This window comes from Erwinia sp. AnSW2-5, from assembly GCF_045107195.1.
In the GTDB taxonomy this organism is placed as follows: Bacteria; Pseudomonadota; Gammaproteobacteria; order Enterobacterales; family Enterobacteriaceae; genus Erwinia.
In genome coordinates, this window is sequence record NZ_JBJGXA010000012.1 from 1 (window position 1) to 16,977 (window position 16,977).

General features: G+C 52.8%; 18 protein-coding genes. 3 read left to right on the forward strand and 15 right to left on the reverse strand.

Annotation, left to right across the window (positions count from 1 at the left end):
- Positions 1 to 107: 107 nt before the first annotated feature.
- The 15 genes from ACFL9S_RS11130 to fliF form a co-directional block, all read right to left on the reverse strand.
- Positions 108 to 1,814: a methyl-accepting chemotaxis protein gene (locus tag ACFL9S_RS11130; RefSeq protein ID WP_405261957.1), complete on the reverse strand. Its 1,707-nt coding sequence runs from the start codon at positions 1,812 to 1,814 to the stop codon at positions 108 to 110.
- Positions 1,815 to 1,981: 167 nt separating this feature from the next.
- Positions 1,982 to 2,617, reverse strand: coding sequence for a transcriptional regulator RcsA (gene rcsA / locus ACFL9S_RS11135; RefSeq protein ID WP_167864396.1), 636 nt, complete (start codon positions 2,615 to 2,617; stop codon positions 1,982 to 1,984).
- A 653-nt stretch (positions 2,618 to 3,270) separates the two neighbouring features.
- Positions 3,271 to 4,056 carry a flagellar biosynthetic protein FliR gene (fliR, locus tag ACFL9S_RS11140; protein WP_405261958.1) on the reverse strand — a complete coding sequence of 262 codons (786 nt, stop codon included), beginning with the start codon at positions 4,054 to 4,056 and terminating at the stop codon, positions 3,271 to 3,273.
- Positions 4,056 to 4,325, reverse strand: a complete 270-nt coding sequence (gene fliQ, locus ACFL9S_RS11145) for a flagellar biosynthesis protein FliQ (RefSeq protein ID WP_133842882.1) — start codon at positions 4,323 to 4,325, stop codon at positions 4,056 to 4,058. The genes fliR and fliQ overlap by 1 nt, the downstream gene beginning before the upstream one ends.
- A 15-nt stretch (positions 4,326 to 4,340) precedes the next feature.
- Positions 4,341 to 5,078 carry a flagellar type III secretion system pore protein FliP gene (gene fliP / locus ACFL9S_RS11150; RefSeq protein ID WP_405261960.1) on the reverse strand — a complete coding sequence of 246 codons (738 nt, stop codon included), beginning with the start codon at positions 5,076 to 5,078 and terminating at the stop codon, positions 4,341 to 4,343.
- Complete coding sequence (gene fliO / locus ACFL9S_RS11155; RefSeq protein ID WP_405261961.1) at positions 5,075 to 5,464, reverse strand: flagellar biosynthetic protein FliO; 390 nt, start codon at positions 5,462 to 5,464, stop codon at positions 5,075 to 5,077. Before fliO ends, fliP begins: the two co-directional genes overlap by 4 nt.
- Positions 5,465 to 5,866, reverse strand: coding sequence for a flagellar motor switch protein FliN (fliN, locus tag ACFL9S_RS11160; RefSeq protein WP_405261962.1), 402 nt, complete (start codon positions 5,864 to 5,866; stop codon positions 5,465 to 5,467).
- Positions 5,859 to 6,866, reverse strand: a complete 1,008-nt coding sequence (gene fliM, locus ACFL9S_RS11165) for a flagellar motor switch protein FliM (RefSeq protein ID WP_405261963.1) — start codon at positions 6,864 to 6,866, stop codon at positions 5,859 to 5,861. Before fliM ends, fliN begins: the two co-directional genes overlap by 8 nt.
- A 9-nt stretch (positions 6,867 to 6,875) precedes the next feature.
- Positions 6,876 to 7,358 carry a flagellar basal body-associated protein FliL gene (gene fliL / locus ACFL9S_RS11170; RefSeq protein ID WP_405261965.1) on the reverse strand — a complete coding sequence of 161 codons (483 nt, stop codon included), beginning with the start codon at positions 7,356 to 7,358 and terminating at the stop codon, positions 6,876 to 6,878.
- Positions 7,359 to 7,506: 148 nt separating this feature from the next.
- Entirely contained in the window at positions 7,507 to 8,817 is a 1,311-nt protein-coding gene (locus tag ACFL9S_RS11175; protein WP_405261966.1) for a flagellar hook-length control protein FliK, read from the reverse strand.
- Positions 8,814 to 9,260, reverse strand: coding sequence for a flagellar export protein FliJ (fliJ, locus tag ACFL9S_RS11180; protein ID WP_405261967.1), 447 nt, complete (start codon positions 9,258 to 9,260; stop codon positions 8,814 to 8,816). Before fliJ ends, ACFL9S_RS11175 begins: the two co-directional genes overlap by 4 nt.
- Positions 9,261 to 9,318: 58 nt before the next feature.
- A complete protein-coding gene (fliI, locus tag ACFL9S_RS11185) occupies positions 9,319 to 10,680 on the reverse strand; it encodes a flagellar protein export ATPase FliI (protein WP_405261968.1) in 1,362 nt (453 codons plus the stop codon).
- Complete coding sequence (gene fliH / locus ACFL9S_RS11190; protein WP_405261969.1) at positions 10,680 to 11,375, reverse strand: flagellar assembly protein FliH; 696 nt, start codon at positions 11,373 to 11,375, stop codon at positions 10,680 to 10,682. The genes fliI and fliH overlap by 1 nt, the downstream gene beginning before the upstream one ends.
- Positions 11,368 to 12,360, reverse strand: coding sequence for a flagellar motor switch protein FliG (gene fliG / locus ACFL9S_RS11195; protein WP_405261970.1), 993 nt, complete (start codon positions 12,358 to 12,360; stop codon positions 11,368 to 11,370). Before fliG ends, fliH begins: the two co-directional genes overlap by 8 nt.
- Entirely contained in the window at positions 12,357 to 14,108 is a 1,752-nt protein-coding gene (gene fliF, locus ACFL9S_RS11200; protein ID WP_405261971.1) for a flagellar basal-body MS-ring/collar protein FliF, read from the reverse strand. Before fliF ends, fliG begins: the two co-directional genes overlap by 4 nt.
- Positions 14,109 to 14,348: 240 nt before the next feature.
- Between fliF and fliE the strand changes: the two genes are divergently transcribed.
- The 3 genes from fliE (at position 14,349) to ACFL9S_RS11215 (ending at position 16,499) form a co-directional block, all read left to right on the forward strand.
- Positions 14,349 to 14,663 carry a flagellar hook-basal body complex protein FliE gene (gene fliE, locus ACFL9S_RS11205; protein ID WP_405261972.1) on the forward strand — a complete coding sequence of 105 codons (315 nt, stop codon included), beginning with the start codon at positions 14,349 to 14,351 and terminating at the stop codon, positions 14,661 to 14,663.
- Between the two features lie 348 nt (positions 14,664 to 15,011).
- A complete protein-coding gene (locus ACFL9S_RS11210) occupies positions 15,012 to 15,968 on the forward strand; it encodes a chemotaxis protein (RefSeq protein ID WP_405261973.1) in 957 nt (318 codons plus the stop codon).
- 342 nt (positions 15,969 to 16,310) lie between these two features.
- Positions 16,311 to 16,499 (forward strand): hypothetical protein, encoded by a 189-nt coding sequence (locus ACFL9S_RS11215; RefSeq protein ID WP_405261974.1) that lies wholly within the window; start codon positions 16,311 to 16,313, stop codon positions 16,497 to 16,499.
- Positions 16,500 to 16,977 lie beyond the last annotated feature (478 nt).

A 16,977-nucleotide genomic window follows, 5' to 3' on the forward strand; every position in this document is an offset into this window, starting at 1 on the left:
GACCTGGACAATCGTGCAGACCAGCGTCACCGGTCTACCGCTCGTCATGCCGGTCTGACTTTATGGGGATACCTCAGTGATCGACCCCTACGGGAGAAATGAAGCGATCAGAACGTTTCCCAATGCTCATTGCTGGTGGATGCCAGTACTGGCCGTGGGGCAGCTAATCCCTTAGGTTTACTGCCTGTACTGCTGGTTTTCACCGTGGTGACAGCGTCGCCATTCAGTTTAAATGCCGATACCGCCTGCGTCAGGCGCGCGGCCTGCTCTTCCAGAGACGCCGCCGCAGAAGAAGCTTCTTCTACCAGTGAGGCGTTCTGCTGGGTCACGTTATCCATCTCGGTCACCGCCATGCTGACCTGCTGAATACCTTTACTCTGTTCGTCAGAGGCCGCAGCAATCTCCGCCATAATGTCAGTCACCCGACGGACGGCATCAACAATATCACCCATGGTATTACCGGCCTGGCCAACCTGCGCCGACCCTTTGCCGATCAAATCCACCGACTCCGCAATCAGCCCTTCGATCTCTTTCGCCGCCCCGGCGCTGCGCTGCGCCAGATTGCGCACTTCGCTGGCTACCACGGCAAAACCACGGCCCTGTTCACCCGCGCGGGCGGCTTCAACGGCGGCGTTCAGTGCCAGAATATTGGTCTGGAAAGCGATGCTGTTAATCACCGTGGTGATTTCGGCAATTTTCTTCGAACTGGTGGAAATATTGTTCATGGTATTCACCACGCCAGTGACGATATCGCCACCCTGACGGGCTTTACCGGATGCATCAGAAGCGAGCTGGCTGGCGTGATGGGCGTTTTCTGCGTTCTGTTTCACCGTCGCTGTCAGTTCTTCCATACTCGCGGCGGTCTGTTCCAGCGCCGAGGCCTGCTGCTCAGTACGGGAAGAGAGGTCAGTGTTACCTGCCGATATTTCGCTGGAACCCTGATAGATCGCCACGGCCCCTTCACGGACGGTGCCAACGGTTTTCACTAAAGCCTGCTGCATCAGTTGCAGGTTATTCCCCAGACTGCCGATTTCACTGCGTCCCCAATTTTGCAGTGGCGCGGTCAAATCACCACGGGAAATATGTTCAATGCGTTCTACTGCCTGGCGTAATGGGGTAATGACCACGCGGCGCAGGAAGATAAAGGTTGCCAGGGTGAGTAACAGGGCAAGGCCAAATGCGCCAGCCATCATGATAAATCCGAGATGGGTCTGGGCCTGGGCGGCTTTATTCAGGCCGTCAGCTCGTTCAGTACGAATTTTAATGGCTTTAAACAGCACTTCATTATAGGCGTCATCGAGCTTACGGGTGTAATCCGTTTCCTGAGCGATAACCCCCTCAAAGCTCCCATCGGAAGCGCTTTTAACCATCGGCATGACGCCCTGAGTAATATAGGCTTCAAATCGTTTTTTCAGTTCTACGTCCAACGCTTCGCCTTCTGCCGTCTTGACCGGACGATTCAGATAGAAATCAAAGTTTTCGCGTGCTGACTTAATCCGCGCTTCGGTTTTATCGAGGTTGGCCTTGAACTCATCCATTTCGCCGATACGTGCTGAAGCCCCGGCGTGGATCACCGTCAGGCGCGCGGTACGCAAATGGTTAGAGCTGTTTGAGATAGCGGAGCGTATCTGGATCTCTTTCGTCACATCATTCAATGACTGATTACTCTGAATCAAAAAATAGCTGGCGAGGCCGATACACAGGGCAAAAAGTAGCAAAATTCCACCAAGAATGGCGGCGAACAATGGAACCAGACGCAGGTGTTGCCAGAAGCTGATAGCCTGATGTTCGTTAGATTGTAGTTGTGATTTCATATCCATTGCTCTCTGTCAGATAGGGACGAAGTAACACTCCGGTCGTCTACAAAACATCGGCATACGGACGAAAAGGATTAGGACTGTAAGTGGGAGCAGGCTCACAAAATGAGCATTATCTGATGTGGGGCGGGGAAGCCGGCGAGCACCCGCCTCCCCTTGATAGACTATCTTACGTTGACATAAATGCCGCTGGTAACGTTATCAGTTAAACGAACCACATGATAAATAACCTGCTTGTTATGTGTTTTTATTTTTCGTTTGATATTACCTTTGTGCGATGACACCGTTTTCGCTTTTATTTGCATTTTATCTGAAATCTGAATGGTGTCGTGACCTGACATCCACATCTTCAGCATGTTTGACTCCGTCTGACTGAGCGTCAGTGGATGTACGTCGAAGCCCGAAGAATAGCGAGGTGACAGATTAAGTTTCTTTTGAAAGTACGTGCTTAGTAATGAATCCAGGGTCGACGGCTTTATCGATTTTGATGTAATAATCAAGTTCTTACGAACGTAGAGGTATTCCTCAAAATGGATATTGGAGATGGCCATAAAAATGAAAAACAACGTATCAGGATGCTGCATAATAATATTTCTGATTCGTTGGCTTGCATCGGATTCATGGATGAAACAATCTTCATTAATAAATACTACGCCGGGTTGAAGCTGTTGGCATTTTATTTGTAATTGTTCGATATCGTTAACTGAGGTTATATTTTTCTTTTTAACCCCTTTAACTGCCATATAGTCAGTTAAACCTAGCCGTGTATAGTTACATGAATCCATAATAATCGTTGGCATAATAGCGACCCTCACCAATTTGTTATCCGTTTAAATCAACGATGAATTACGCGCGTTCGGTACGAGAGCAAGAGTTCTGTTTCACGGTCTTGTTATATTTACCCAGCGTTAGCAAAGCTTGCCAGTGATGGCGAGGGCAATTAATTCATCCTTGCTGACAGGTAGTTTGAGTTTTGACGAGGTGAAAACCTGTCTTATTACCAGGGTCAGTGCCAAAGCAGAGGTTCCGCTCAGCAATCTGACTTTACACAGCATTTGATGCAGCTTTCTGCCCGCTTCGACACACTATCGCGCAGAAAACAGAAAACTCTGATAGGACGATTCTTAAAAACATTCATTCTCCGAAAGTGTATGCCCGCGGAGTGATTGACAATGCCGGAAAATGTATTTTAAAACAAGAAAAACCGAGAAAAATAAAATATCCATAAAAAACAGTTGGTTGAGTGTTTTTTAACCGTTAGCTCTTTCGCAACAAATCATCGGTTTGAGGGGATAAAATACGCTAAGTGCGTTTTAATAAGAATGATTTTCATCGTGCTAGTGCATTTATCAGAATTTCCTTAAGGAAATTCTGCAAATAACGGTGCAAAAAATACACTGATGTATTTTCAGCGCTTAACAATAACTTTGCACAAAAATGAGAATAGGTAAGTTTACTTACCGGGTAATTCGCTGAGCAAGGTTGCTAGCAAGTCGAACACTTCACTGAACAAATGTTCACAGAAAGGTGCGAGAAGCGGCATCATCAGGCTAATGAACACCATACCGATTGATAAGGTGACGGGGAAACCGATAGCGAAAACGGAGAGTTGAGGTGAAACGCGGTTTAACAAACCCAGTGCCAGGTTTAAGGTGAGTAACAGTGTGATTAACGGTAGCGCTAATCTCATGCCATTAAGGAAAATCAGACCCGCCGCTTTGGTCAGGGCCATGAACGCATTGCCGTTAAGCGGTTCCCCCCCAATGGGCAAAGTATGAAAACTGTCAGCCACCATCGAGATCAGCCACAGATGACCGTTGAACGACAGAAACAGCAGCATGGCCAGCATATCCAGAAAGCGTGCCAGTACCGGCATATTCAGTCGACTGCTCGGATCGAAGAAGGTGGCAAAGGATAACCCCATCTGCAAACCTATTACTTCACCAGCTGTGCGCACGGCGGCGAAAGCAAACTGCATGGTGAAGCCAATCGACACGCCGATCAGTATTTGCTGAATCAGCAGCCAGAACCCCCCCACGGAGAACAGCGTAACGTCAGTGGGCGGTAAGGAAGGCACCAGTACCCAGGTAATCATCACGCCCAGCCCGATTTTGACTTTACGGCTGATGGATTTTTCATTCAGCAATGGCGCAGACATGATCAAAGCCAGCACGCGGGCGAGGGGCCAAAATAGCTGACTTATCCAGAACAGGAGTTGACTACTGTCAAAAAGAATCATTATCCGATCATGTACGGCAGGTTACTGAACAGGGTGCGCATATAGTCGAGCACCAGATTCAGCATCCACGGACCGGCAATCACGATAGTGGTGACAACCGCCAGGATCTTAGGAATAAAGGAAAGCGTTTGTTCGTTGATCTGGGTTGCCGCCTGTAACAGGCTGATGAGAAAACCACTGACCAGCGCAGCCAGCAGCAGCGGGGCCGCCAACGCCAGCGCAATCAACATGGCATCATGCCCCAGTACCATTACCGATTCAGGTGTCATTGTCGTGGCTCCGCGTTAGGAATAGAAACTTTGGGCCAGCGAACCGACCAGCAACTGCCAGCCATCGACCAGCACAAACAGCATCAGCTTAAAGGGTAGCGATATGGTCGCCGGGGGCACCATCATCATCCCGAGGGCCATCAATACGCTGGCGACCACCAGATCGATAATCAGGAACGGGATAAAGACGGTAAAACCAATCTGGAAAGCCGTTTTCAGTTCGCTGGTGACGTAAGCGGGCAGCAAAATACGCATTGGCACGGCTTCAGGTCCGGCAATCGGCGGCGTGTTGGCTAAGCGCGCAAACAGCGCCAGGTCACCTTCACGTGTCTGACGCAGCATAAACTCACGCAGCGGCTGTGCGCCTTTCTCAATCGCTTCCTGCATGCTGATTTTGTCTTCACTGAACGGCTGATAGGCATCGGTATAAATCTTGTCGAACACCGGGCCCATAATAAAGAAGGTCAAAAACAGCGCCAAACCGAGTAACACCTGATTGGGTGGCGCAGACGGGGTACCGAGAGCACTTCGCAGCAGGCCAAAAACAATAATGATGCGCGTGAAGCTGGTCATCATCAGGATGATGGCTGGCAGGAAGGTCAGCGAGGTAATAAACACCAGCGTCTGAACCGGCAGTGACCAGCTCTGGCCGCCATTGGCCATCGGTTTGCTGATCAGACCGGGTAACTGGGCATAAACATCAGGTGCCAGCATCAGCAGGCCGAGCAGCAGCAGTGGAAGGGTGCGTTTCATTTTTTCTTCCCGGCGCTTTTCATTAATGACTGGAGTACCTGACGAAAATCGGGCTTTGGCTCCGCAGCGTCGGTTGTCTCTGGCTGAGGTTTGGCAGGCAGCGTGTGCAGATGGGTAATTTGCTGGGCAGTGACACCCAGCACCAGACGCGCATCATCAACGTCGACAATGACCACGCGTTCACGTTGACCCAGCGAGCAGCTTGCACTGATATTCAGTGTCTGGCTGCCGCTGCGCCGTGAAGCAAAACCAAAGCGTTTTGCCACCCAGGCACAGGCGAGAATAAGAATAATAATTGCCGCCAGCACACCACTCACCTGAGTGAGCATGGAGCCGGTTGAAATGGCCGGCTGTGGGATGACTGGCTGCTGCTGCGTGGTATTCATTTAGCGACTCAGGCGACGCATACGTTCAGACGGGGTAATGATGTCGGTAATGCGCACGCCATACTTATCGGCGACCACCACCACTTCACCCTGAGCAATCAGATAACCGTTAATCAGGATATCCAGTGGCTCACCCGCTAATCCATCCAGTGCGACCACCGAACCCTGCGACAGACGCAGCAGCTCTTTGATCGTCATTTTGGTGCGACCCAGTTCAACGGTCAGTTTGACCGGGATATCCATAATCATATCGATATCTTGCGAAGCACCGGACACATCCCCTATATCCAGCGATTTAAACACGCTGTCGGTAGGAGATGATTTTACCTGTTCATTCATTGCGTCAGCCCACAGGTCGTCCGCAGAGATGTCGTCATCGGACGGCTTATTCGTATCACTCATCGGGCTGTTCCTCATTCAGCGAATTCAAAATCGGGTTGATCAGGTGTTCCACGCGCAGAGCGTACTGCTTATTCAGCGTTCCGTACTGGCTGGTCAACACCGGCACGCCATCCACATGGGCAATAATGCGGTCCGGTTTTTCAATCGGTAATACGTCGCCAGGTTTTAAAGCCAGCAGACGTGAAATTCTCATCGAGACTTCGGCAAAATTTGCCACCAGCTCCAGCTCAGAGTGCTGAACCTGCTTCACCAGCGTGTCACGCCAGTTTTCATCTTCGCTGCGCGAGTTTTCCAGCGGTGGGTTCACCAGCGTTTCACGCAGCGGTTCGATCATGCTGAATGGAATACAGATATTGAACTCACCGGTCAGGTTGCCAATCTCGACCTGGAACGGCGTGGTCACCACGATATCGTTAGGTGAGGTGGTGATGTTGGTGAACTTCACCTGCATCTCTGAACGAACGTACTCGACTTCCAGCGGATAAATTGGCTTCCAGGCATCGCTATACCCGTCAAGTGCCAGCTTCAGCATGCGACGGATGACGCGTTGTTCGGTATGGGTGAATTCGCGTCCCTCAACTTTCGTTGGGAAACGGCCATCACCACCAAACAGGTTATCTACGGCGATAAACACCAAACTTGGCGAGAAAACCACCAGCGCCGTGCCACGCAGCGGCTTGAGGTGGATAAGGTTAAGGTTAGTTGGCACCGGCAAATTGCGGGCAAACTCATGGTATGGCTGAATCTTGATCGCGCCGACCGAAATATCCGGGCTGCGGCGCAGCAGATTGAACAGCGCCATACGATAAGAACGCGCAAAACGTTCGTTAATGATCTCCAGTGCCTGCAGACGCTCACGAACTACGCGGCGCTGGGTATTGGGATCATAGGGGCGAATATCGTTATCGCCGCCGCTACTGACCTTATCTTCTGTCGCACTATCGCTGTCGCCATTGAGTAGTGCGTCAATTTCTGCCTGAGAAAGAATGCTATCGCCCATAAATTTCCATCACCGCAGAATGAAGGCCGTGAAGAGGACATCTGTCACGACCTGCTGTGGTTGTCCCTGCACCAGCGGAGGTGCCAGTACCTGTTTTATCTGTTCTACTAATGCCTGCTTGCCTTGTTCATTCGCTAACGCCGAGGCACTTTGACGTGAAAGCAACAGCAGCAGACGACTGCGGACTTCCGGCAGATAATCATTCATACGACGACGCGATTCTTCGTCTGGTAAACGCAGCGTAAAGCCCACGTAAAGCACACGATCCGGGTCGTTATCTGGATTGATCAAATTTACCGTAAAAGTATCCAGAGCAAAAAACACCGGCGCAGGTGGCGGCTCCGGCTTTGCTGCCGCAGCGGCATCAGCCGGAGTTTTCATCATGCGCCAGACTGTATAGCCCGCCACGCTGCAAGCGACCAGGGTCACAATGATTAACACCGGTATCAGGAGCTTACGTTTGCCGCTTTTGGCTTTAGCGTTATCAGTCATATTAGCTGTAACTTCCTGTGATTATTTTCGGGGGCGGTGCCACGTAATCCACTGTCCCACGGCGTTATGACAAATTATCCCGCGTCTTGCGCCAAACAATAGGCAGAAAAGACGCGAGTTTTGCCATCAGCTTACGCGTTTGTTGCCGTCAGGCGAAAATATCAACAGCATTGGAGCCGGCTGCGCGCGCCTGCAGGGCGGCAGGAACGGCAATTGGCGTCACATCACTGTCATTTTCTGTAGCAAGACTAAACGGGCTTCCGTTGTTATTGCGCTGCTGTTCCTGCTGACCAGTAAAGGACTGACCTTGCTGGAACGCATCGCTACTGACATTACTTTGACCCAGGTTGATGCCACTCTCAGCCAGAGAGGCGCGCAGTTGAGGCAATGCTGCCTCCAGTGCGGCCCGGACCTGGCTCTGATTTGACACCATACTCAGCTGGGCCTGGTCATTATCCAGTTTCAGGCTAATCTGGATACTGCCCAGGTCCTGCGGATGCAGATGCAACTCGGCGGTCTGCTGCCCGTTGCGACTGAACATCAGGATCTGTTGTCCCAGTGCCTGCTGCCATTCCGGACTCCCCAGCTGAGAATTCAGCAGAGGGGTTGCCGGTGCACTTACCATCGAGGTTGATGTCGGGGTAAGCAATGAAGACGCGGTACTGATCACATTATTGGTTATCGTCGCGTTAGGGGCAGAACTTGAATTTTCTTTATCGATATCTTTGCTAACGTTGCTCATAACCTGCTGAAAAGCCGGGTCGATAGTCACAGCGCCTGGGTTTACGGAGCCTTTGCCGGTGCCGCTGGCGTCAGAAGATTTTGCATTAACTGGAACCAAAAGAGGACTATTGCTGTTTTTAGCGTCAGCGCCAGTGGCATCACCTTCTTCGGTGGTCACTTTACCCAGCGCCGCACTCAGGGCATTCAGCGTCGATTGTTTATCGCTTTTATTCAGGCCATTGGTGAGCAGATCGCTGCTTTTTGCCGCAGTGCTGGCAACAGGAACGGCAGCGTTGTTCGGCAGCATGGCATAAAGCGCCTGCAATGCCTGGAGATCGCTGTCGCTAAGTGTCACCGCCGGGGCTTCTTTCTCATCCGTCGTCACATCGTCTTTGGACTCGGTTTTGGCCTGCTGCGGCTGCAAGAGAGCGGTCAGCGTATCGGGCTTGTCCAGCGCGGCTAACAGGTCACTGATGCCGGGTTTTTTTGCTGCTTTACCCTCATCACTGGCGGCGACGTCGGTGCCATCGACGGCCACGCCCGTACCACCCTGTTGGGCCAGAGAGAGCAGGCGGTTGCCTAAAAGAGTCAGGAATCCCTGCTGCGAGGCCTCCCCACCCACTGTTGATTCACTGCCGGTGCTGCCAAGGGTGCTGTCGCTGCTGACGCCAGTGCTGCTGGCTTTCGCGCTGCCAGGGGTTGCCGTCGTCGTGACCGCAGTTGGTAAGGTTATCATTCGCCTTTCCTCAATGATGCCCGTTGGGCAAATTCATCCATCCGTTTCTGATCGAGACGGTTTTCTTGTAATAGAGCGGTAGCCAGCGCGCGTGACTGAAGGGTCTCGTAGGCGTGCAGCCGTTGTTGTTTGTCGCGCCACAGGCGCAATGCATTTTCCACGCGCGTATTCCAGTGCAGCAGCTGCTGGCGATGTTGCTCAATCGCGTTTTCCAGCGTCTGAATAAACTGGTGATAGTTGTACCAACGGGTACTGGCTATCCCTTCGCTCATGGTGTTGTTGAGATTCTTGCGGTATTCATCCTGATAATTGAGCAGCATGTCGAGCTGCTCATCGGCCTGTTTTTGCGCTCGACGCACGTCACCTAACTGAATGGCGGCTTTTTCCACATCTTTATGCGCCAGATCGCGCAGCGTATCGATGGCTGAGACTGTCTTTGTCATAAAGCCCTCCAGTCAGGCGGCATCACGCGAGAGGGCGTGATGCGACTTCAGATGAAACTTAACCAAAAATCGCCTGCAAATGCAGGCTGGCATCGTCGAAAGTACTGCGCTCAAACATGCCCTGTTGCAGGAACGCTTCCAGTTCAGGGTAGAGTTTGATCGCTTTATCCAGTGTCGGGTCGGTTCCCGCCGCATAGGCGCCCACGCTGACCAAATCACGGTTGCGCTGATAGCTCGACAGCAGCTGTTTAAACTGACGCACACGGGCGTAATGGGTTTCATCGATCAGGTGTGCCATCACGCGGCTGATGGAGGCTTCAACATCGATGGCCGGATAGTGGCCCGATTCCGCCAGGCGGCGTGACAGAACAATATGACCATCAAGAATGGCACGCGCTGAGTCAGCGATCGGATCCTGCTGGTCATCCCCTTCGGTCAGTACGGTATAGAAAGCGGTAATGGAACCGCCGCCGTCGATGCCATTACCGGCACGTTCTACCAGCGCCGGTAATTTAGCGAAGACGGAAGGCGGATAGCCTTTGGTCGCAGGCGGTTCACCGATGGCCAGGGCAATTTCACGCTGAGCCATGGCATAACGCGTCAGGGAATCCATGATCAACAGCACGTGCTGGCCACGGTCACGAAAATCTTCGGCGATACGGGTGGCGTAGGATGCACCCTGCATACGCAGCAGGGGAGAAACGTCAGCCGGGGCGGCGATCACTACCGAACGCGCACGTCCTTCTGTACCCAGTATATTCTCAATAAAGTCTTTAACTTCGCGACCACGCTCACCAATCAGACCAACAACAATCACATCGGCCTTGGTATAACGCGCCATCATGCCCAGCAGCACACTTTTACCCACACCGGAACCCGCAAACAGGCCCATACGCTGGCCGCGTCCAACGGTGAGCAGGGCGTTAATCGCCCGCACGCCGGTATCCAGCACATCGGTAATCGGCGTACGTTGTAATGGGTTAAAAGGCGGGGTGTTCAGCGGTGCGCGATAGCCGGTTTCTGGCGCAGGCAATCCGTCCAGCGGACGTCCGCTGCCGTCCAGCACGCGACCCAGCAGTTCAGGGCCAAGCATCATCTGCTTACCGCTATTCTGTTTGTCGCCTGCGATACGCGCGTACACGCGAGCCCCAGGCAGAACACCTTCAACATCTTCCAGCGGCATCAGCAGCAGCTTCTGGCCGTTAAAACCCACCACTTCACTTTCTACTTCGCTGACGCCCTGGCTGTCGTGACGTTCAATCACGCAGGTGGCACCCAGCGGCAGTTGCAGCCCGGTCGCTTCCAGTACCAGACCCGTAGCGCGGATCAGACGACCATAACGACGGACGTCCGGCACCTGGGCCAGACGTTCTTCAAAGTTGTCGAGTGCGCCAAGCCAGCGCGACAGGCGAGTTGTCATTACAATTCTCCCGGTGCAGCCAGGCGGCAGAGTTCATGCCAGCGTGTGGCAATACTGGCATCCAGATCGCCATCTTCCGCGCTGACCTTGCAGCCACCCGGATGAATGGTGCTGTCCCCGAGCAGGCGCCAGCCGTGCAGACTGAGCGTCGCGCCCAGCGTGGTTTCCACGCGCGGCAAATCATCGGGATGCACGCGCAGCGTGGGTTTGCCGCTGAACATCGGTTCCTGTTGCAACATGCCCTGAATCTGACGCAGCAGGGCGGTACCGTCGACGTGAGGAGCCTGGCCAATCACCTGACGGGCCGCTTCCAGAGCCAGCTGCATCAGACGTGAGGCAATCACACTGTCCAGGGCTTCCAGCGTATGGTGAAACTCGGAAACCAGCTGCTGCATACGCGCCTGTAACGGCGCCTGCTGCTGCTGTGCTTCTGCCAGTCCCTGCTGAAAACCGGCGTCATAGCCGGATTTCTGACCTTCAGAAAAGCCGCGTTGCTGTCCTTCTGCGTAACCCAGACCCTGGGCTTCGTTACGGACCTGCGCCTGTAACTGTTCTAACTGAAACTGTTGTTGAGCAATCGGATCATCAGCATCTGTGACTTCAGGTAATACCAGCTCTTCGATCAGCGGGCGATCGAGGCGTGCCAGATCGTTCGGCTGCCAGCGCTGCCAGGGCAGGGACGCGTTATCAGACATAGGTTTCCTCGCCACCACCAATCACCATCTCGCCGGTCTCGGCCAGACGACGGACAATCAACAGAATCGCTTTCTGTTCGTTTTCCACTGCAGACATACGCATTGGACCACGGTTGGCGAGGTCGTCGCGCAGGATGTCGGCCGCACGCTGCGACATGTTGCGCAGGAACTTCTCGCGCAATGGCTGCTCGGAACCTTTCAGAGCCACCAGCAGCGATTCGGATTCCACTTCCTGCAACAGGCGCTGGATGCTGCGATCGTCCACTTCGATGAGGTTTTCGAACAGGAACATTTCGTCGATGATTTTCTGTGCCAGCTCGCCGTCGAACTCGCGAACCGCTTCGATAACCGCTTCTTCCTGCTGAGTTTTCATCAGGTTGATAATCTCTGCCGCGGTACGAACACCACCCATCTTCGCACGCTTGAGATTCTGACCATCCAGCAGGCCGTTGAGCACCTCGGTCAGTTCTGCCAGCGCGGCTGGCTGTACGCCGCCGAAGGTGGCAATACGCAGCATGACATCGTGACGCAAACGTTCGTCGAACTGCGCCAGAATGTCGGCCGCCTGGCCACGCTTCAGGTGGACCAGGATGGTGGCGATGATCTGCGGATGTTCGTCGCGGATCAGGTCGGCAGCCGACTGTGGTTCCATAAAGTTGAGCGTATCCATCCCGGAGGTGGTTTCGCGTGTTTCGAGAATATCTTCCAGCAGGGTAGAGGCTTTCTCTTCGCCCAGCGCCTTAATCAGCACGGAACGCAGGTAGTCGTTAGAGTTGAGGCTCAGCGCCGCATACTGCTCCGCATCAATCTCGAACTCGCGCAACACATCGGTAAGCTGCTTATGAGACACCTGACGCATATTGGAGATGGCAGAGCTAAGATGCTGCACCTCGCGGGAGTCGAGGTGTTTAAACACCTCGGCCGCGCGATCTTCGCCAATCGTCATCATCAGAATGGCGCTTTTTTCAGTACCGGTGAGACTCATAGTTCGTCCTTCATCCACTGGCGAATAACCAGAGCCACTACGCGTGGGTCATTTTCTGACATCTCACGAATACGCTGGCTCATGACCTCAGCACTCATGCGGTGCTGAGATTTACGTTCCTGGTCAAGTTCATCTTTCGACAGCTTGACGGAGATACCTGACTCTTCATCTTCAGACTGACGGGCTGCTGCAACAGCTGCGGCCTCGAGTGCAACTTTCTCCTGCTCTGCTTTACGACGCAGCTGCGGACGAACCAGTTTGCGGTAGAGGATGTAAGCCACAATCAGCACCAGTAACCAGCGTCCGGCTTCCAGCATCTGCTCGATAAACGCAGGCTGTTTCCAGAATGGCAGTTCAGCGCCAAGGTCACTGTTTTCCGTGAACGGAGAGTTAACGACGTTCAGGCTGTCACCACGCTGCTCCGAGAAGCCCATTGCTTCGCGGGTCAGGTTTTCAATCTGCTTGAGCTGTGCGTCATTTAGCGCAATCGGCTTACCGGCGGCATCGGTACGGTAGTTCACTACCACCGCAACGGACAGACGCTGAACTTCACCGACATTCATCTTGGTATGCAGGATGGTGCGATTCACTTCATAGTTCGTGGTGTCATCGTTACGGGTATTCGACGGCACGATTTTCTGAGCGCTGCTGGTGGCTGCATTGGCCGCCGCATTATTCGCATTAGCACCTGCTGCGCCGTTAGCGCCAGCTGCACCTGCTGCGCCATTGGCACCTGCGGCGCCGTTAGCTGGCGTCGTAATCGGACCTGCGTTTGCCGGTGCCGGTTGGTTCGACAGGGCACCCGGAACACCACCAGGATACTGGCCACCGAGTTGTTCGCTGTTGCTGGTCTGGCGTGAGCGAATGGCTTGCTGGTCAGGATTGCTGTTCGGTTTGTACTGCTCGTCGGTCTGCTCACGGGTGTTAAAGTCGATCTGCGCGGTCACCTGCGCATGGACATTGCCGTTGCCAACGATAGGACCCAGGATGGCTTCGATACGCTGCTGGAAACGCGCTTCGACATCGCTGGCATATTTTAACTGGGTGTCATTGAGGTCACGCCCGGTTGGATCATTCTGAGTCAGCAGACGGCCCGCCTGGTCAACGACGGTCACGTTACCCGGTGGCATACCCGCGACGCTGCTGGACACCATGTGGACAACGGCGTTGATCTGGCCTTCATCCAGCGCACGACCCGGCTGCAATGCCAGGGTCACCGACGCGGACGGTGATTTCTGCTCACGGACAAACAGCGTTGGTTTTGGCATCGCCAGATGCACGCGTGCACCCTTAACCGGGCCGAGTGTTTCAATGGTGCGTGCCAGCTCACCTTCCAGCGCACGCTGGTAGTTCACCTGCTCGCTGAACTGGCTGATACCGAATTTCTCTTTATCCAGCAGCTCGAACCCCACAGAGCCACCTTTCGGTAACCCCTGTGAAGCGAGGCGCAGGCGCAACTCATGCACCTGTGCAGCGGGAACCAACAGCGCGCCACCCTGATCGTCGAACTTATACGGTACGTTCATCTGGGTCAGCTGCGTGACGATGGTGCCGCCATCCTCATTACTGAGGTTGCTAAAAAGGACGCGATAATCTGGCTGCCTGGCCCACAGTGCCATCGCAATAACGACGGCAATAACCGCGGCCGCCGCAACAACAATAGGGATGCGGGGGTTAGCGCGTAGGCGAGCGAACAGGTCATTCAAACCTTTCTTCTCTGGATTATCCTGTGTGACAGTTGCATTCATGACTCGTTCCTGCCTGACAGTTGACCGGACTGTTGCGTGTAGTGTCGTAACAAAACTGACTCCCTGATGCGCTGGCTTAAAAAATTTCCACCTCAATGGACTGCCATTATTTTCTGAAATGAGAAATTCGATGGCTGGATAAGCTGTGATTTATGCGGCTATTTACGGGCTTTGTCTTATTGACATTGTGTTAAGTTTGTCTGCAATCGTAATCACCACATCGTTCTTCCGGGAGAAAACATGGCTATTCAGGGTATTGAGAGTGTGATGCAGGCGCTGCAAACCACAGCAATGCAGGCCGCTGGCGGTAAAGGTGCAGACAGTGCATCGCATGCAGATTTTGGCGCTGAGATGAAAGCCGCGCTAAACAAGATCAGTGAAACGCAGACGGAATCTCGTGCTCAGGCGCAGGACTTCCAGATGGGTAAAGAAGGTGTCTCACTGAATGACGTGATGGTGGATATGCAAAAATCCAGCGTCTCAATGCAGATGGGCATCCAGGTGCGTAACAAACTGGTCAGCGCGTACAGTGACATTATGAATATGCAGGTTTAGCCGCTGGCAGTGTTACTTCAACAGGGCTGGAATTCATCAGCCCTGCCATATGTGCTCCATCAGACAGTGTAAATCCTCATGAGAATGATACTTAATATCATTTAACTTGTTAGGAATACTCCTGGCTTGTATCATTCTTGCGCCCCTCACAGAGCTAACACCATTGAGTGCCGGAGATAAGCGCCGGAAGGGGTATGTTACACTCATCTTTTTCTCGCCCTCGTTCAAAAACCCTGCAATCTGCCCTGTATTTTTCTTCGTCACTGCCGATAACCTTCAACAGCGATCCTGAGCGCGTGCTGTTTTTCTGCACCGACTAACAACAATGAATAATAACCTGAGGTAGACATGGATAACTTTCAAAAAGAGATCGATGAGAGAGCGAATCTCGCATTATCGAATAAGTTCGAACTTTTGTTATTCCGCCTGGGGTCTGCTCATCAGGACGATAAGCCTGAACTGTTCGGCATCAACGTTTTTAAACTGCGTGAAATTGTGCCGATGACCAACATCACCCGTGCGGCGGGTATGAAGTCACCGCTGCTGGGTATGGCAAATATTCGCGGGCAGTTAATCCCGGTGATCGATCTGCCTGCGGTGGCGGGCTGTATCCCGGCGACGGGCCTCAATCTGTTGCTGGTCACTGAATACGCGCGCAGCACTCAGGCGTTTGCAGTGGAATCTGTCGAGGATATCGTGCGCCTTGACTGGAGCCAGGTCCATGCAGCGGAATCCGGCGTCAGCACCCGTAACATTACCAGCATTGCCTGCCTGGATAACAACAACAACATGGCAATGGTGCTGGATGTTGAGCAGATCCTGCATGATGTCATTCCTTCCGTTCGTGAAGTGAAAGAAGGCGATATCAAGATAAAAACCTTCAAGCTGAAACCGGGCGCGATAGCGATTGTGGCGGAAGACTCGAAGGTTGCCCGTCAGATGTTGGAGCAGGGCTTGAAAGCGATGGGTATACCTGCCGAGATGCATACCACTGGCCTCGAAGCCTGGGAAAAAATTAAAAAGCTCTACAAGGAAGCGCAGGAAGAGGGCACCTCTATCCATGACAAGATCGCCCTGGTATTAACCGACCTCGAAATGCCGGAGATGGATGGCTTTACGCTGACGCGTAACATCAAAAGCGATCACAATCTGAAGGATCTTCCTGTGGTGATCCACTCTTCACTTTCCGGCAGTGCTAACGAAGATCACGTCCGTAAAGTTGGGGCGAATGGCTATGTGGCGAAATTCGAAATCAACCAGCTTTCAGCGGTGATCCACCAGGTGCTGGAAGACGCCACCCACTGATTGCCTGAGTTCAGGACATTCATCCGAACTATCGCCAGTGTGACACCGTGGGTGCGTTATTCGCCGGGGACATCATTTTTATCAGGCAGGGAAGACAGGCTATGCCTGTCCTGCCTGCTCTCACTTCTCCGTGCAACGACCCTGCAACATAGCGACAATCATTGCGCTAATTCACACATCAGAATAATTCATTTATCACTTGTCTGAAAAATCCTAGAATAAAACTGGGCATCATTAAAAGGAGACTGAAGGAGTAAGGGAGATAACATACAGGGCCTGTTACGTCGATTTGGCGTGATCTGGCTGGTGCGCTTTCTTACTGAGGTTCCTTCATCAGAACTTATGGATAAAGACAGTCATAACCCACCCGTCGATCTTCAGACGGAAGCGCCTGCGGATCCTCTACCGGACAGCACTGATGATGCTCACCCGGTCACCGTGGATCTGGAAGGTTGGGTGTTAACACCCGCGCAGCGAAGCTTTATTAAGTCCTTACTCAGTGAGGACGACGAAAGCGATACCGATCGCTAAGACAAGCAGGCCGCCATCGTGCGGCCTTTTTTTATCTGTCCGGCACTGGCTGATCGGCAACTGAGCAAAATGAACAGGATGGCCGGCTTCCTGGCCCCGGTAAGCCACACTGTGGGCAGCACTGTCTGCCGGGGAATGCACAGCGCATTGTCTCGCTTAACGTCACGCTCTCCTCCTGACCCAGCAAATCACTAATTCTACGCAGTAGCCTTTTTTCACGCTGACGCGCAGCGACGGCGGCGGCACGCCGTGTTTTGTAACGACTACGACAAGTACCGAATGGCCTCGCCGTTTTCCAGAATATCGTTGTCATACAGACCTCCGATGCAGGAAACAGGCTTCTGCTCCCCTGGGTTCTCTTCGGAAAACTTCCCCTAAGCACCACTGATGTTTTGTGCTCTTAAAAACGATAGCTATAGTTATTATTAATATCAATAGTTATGAGTTAAATAACCTTGGCTATTGGTGTATTTTATTG

What these genes read in the sequence shown, in the direction of transcription:
- ACFL9S_RS11130 (WP_405261957.1), bottom strand. Translation starts at nt 1,814, where the DNA reads ATGAAATCACAACTACAATCTAACGAACATCAGGCTATCAGCTTCTGG.
- rcsA (WP_167864396.1), bottom strand. Translation starts at nt 2,617, where the DNA reads ATGCCAACGATTATTATGGATTCATGTAACTATACACGGCTAGGTTTA.
- fliR (WP_405261958.1), bottom strand. Translation starts at nt 4,056, where the DNA reads ATGATTCTTTTTGACAGTAGTCAACTCCTGTTCTGGATAAGTCAGCTA.
- fliQ (WP_133842882.1), bottom strand. Translation starts at nt 4,325, where the DNA reads ATGACACCTGAATCGGTAATGGTACTGGGGCATGATGCCATGTTGATT.
- fliP (WP_405261960.1), bottom strand. Translation starts at nt 5,078, where the DNA reads ATGAAACGCACCCTTCCACTGCTGCTGCTCGGCCTGCTGATGCTGGCA.
- fliO (WP_405261961.1), bottom strand. Translation starts at nt 5,464, where the DNA reads ATGAATACCACGCAGCAGCAGCCAGTCATCCCACAGCCGGCCATTTCA.
- fliN (WP_405261962.1), bottom strand. Translation starts at nt 5,866, where the DNA reads ATGAGTGATACGAATAAGCCGTCCGATGACGACATCTCTGCGGACGAC.
- fliM (WP_405261963.1), bottom strand. Translation starts at nt 6,866, where the DNA reads ATGGGCGATAGCATTCTTTCTCAGGCAGAAATTGACGCACTACTCAAT.
- fliL (WP_405261965.1), bottom strand. Translation starts at nt 7,358, where the DNA reads ATGACTGATAACGCTAAAGCCAAAAGCGGCAAACGTAAGCTCCTGATA.
- ACFL9S_RS11175 (WP_405261966.1), bottom strand. Translation starts at nt 8,817, where the DNA reads ATGATAACCTTACCAACTGCGGTCACGACGACGGCAACCCCTGGCAGC.
- fliJ (WP_405261967.1), bottom strand. Translation starts at nt 9,260, where the DNA reads ATGACAAAGACAGTCTCAGCCATCGATACGCTGCGCGATCTGGCGCAT.
- fliI (WP_405261968.1), bottom strand. Translation starts at nt 10,680, where the DNA reads ATGACAACTCGCCTGTCGCGCTGGCTTGGCGCACTCGACAACTTTGAA.
- fliH (WP_405261969.1), bottom strand. Translation starts at nt 11,375, where the DNA reads ATGTCTGATAACGCGTCCCTGCCCTGGCAGCGCTGGCAGCCGAACGAT.
- fliG (WP_405261970.1), bottom strand. Translation starts at nt 12,360, where the DNA reads ATGAGTCTCACCGGTACTGAAAAAAGCGCCATTCTGATGATGACGATT.
- fliF (WP_405261971.1), bottom strand. Translation starts at nt 14,108, where the DNA reads ATGAATGCAACTGTCACACAGGATAATCCAGAGAAGAAAGGTTTGAAT.
- fliE (WP_405261972.1), top strand. Translation starts at nt 14,349, where the DNA reads ATGGCTATTCAGGGTATTGAGAGTGTGATGCAGGCGCTGCAAACCACA.
- ACFL9S_RS11210 (WP_405261973.1), top strand. Translation starts at nt 15,012, where the DNA reads ATGGATAACTTTCAAAAAGAGATCGATGAGAGAGCGAATCTCGCATTA.
- ACFL9S_RS11215 (WP_405261974.1), top strand. Translation starts at nt 16,311, where the DNA reads ATGGATAAAGACAGTCATAACCCACCCGTCGATCTTCAGACGGAAGCG.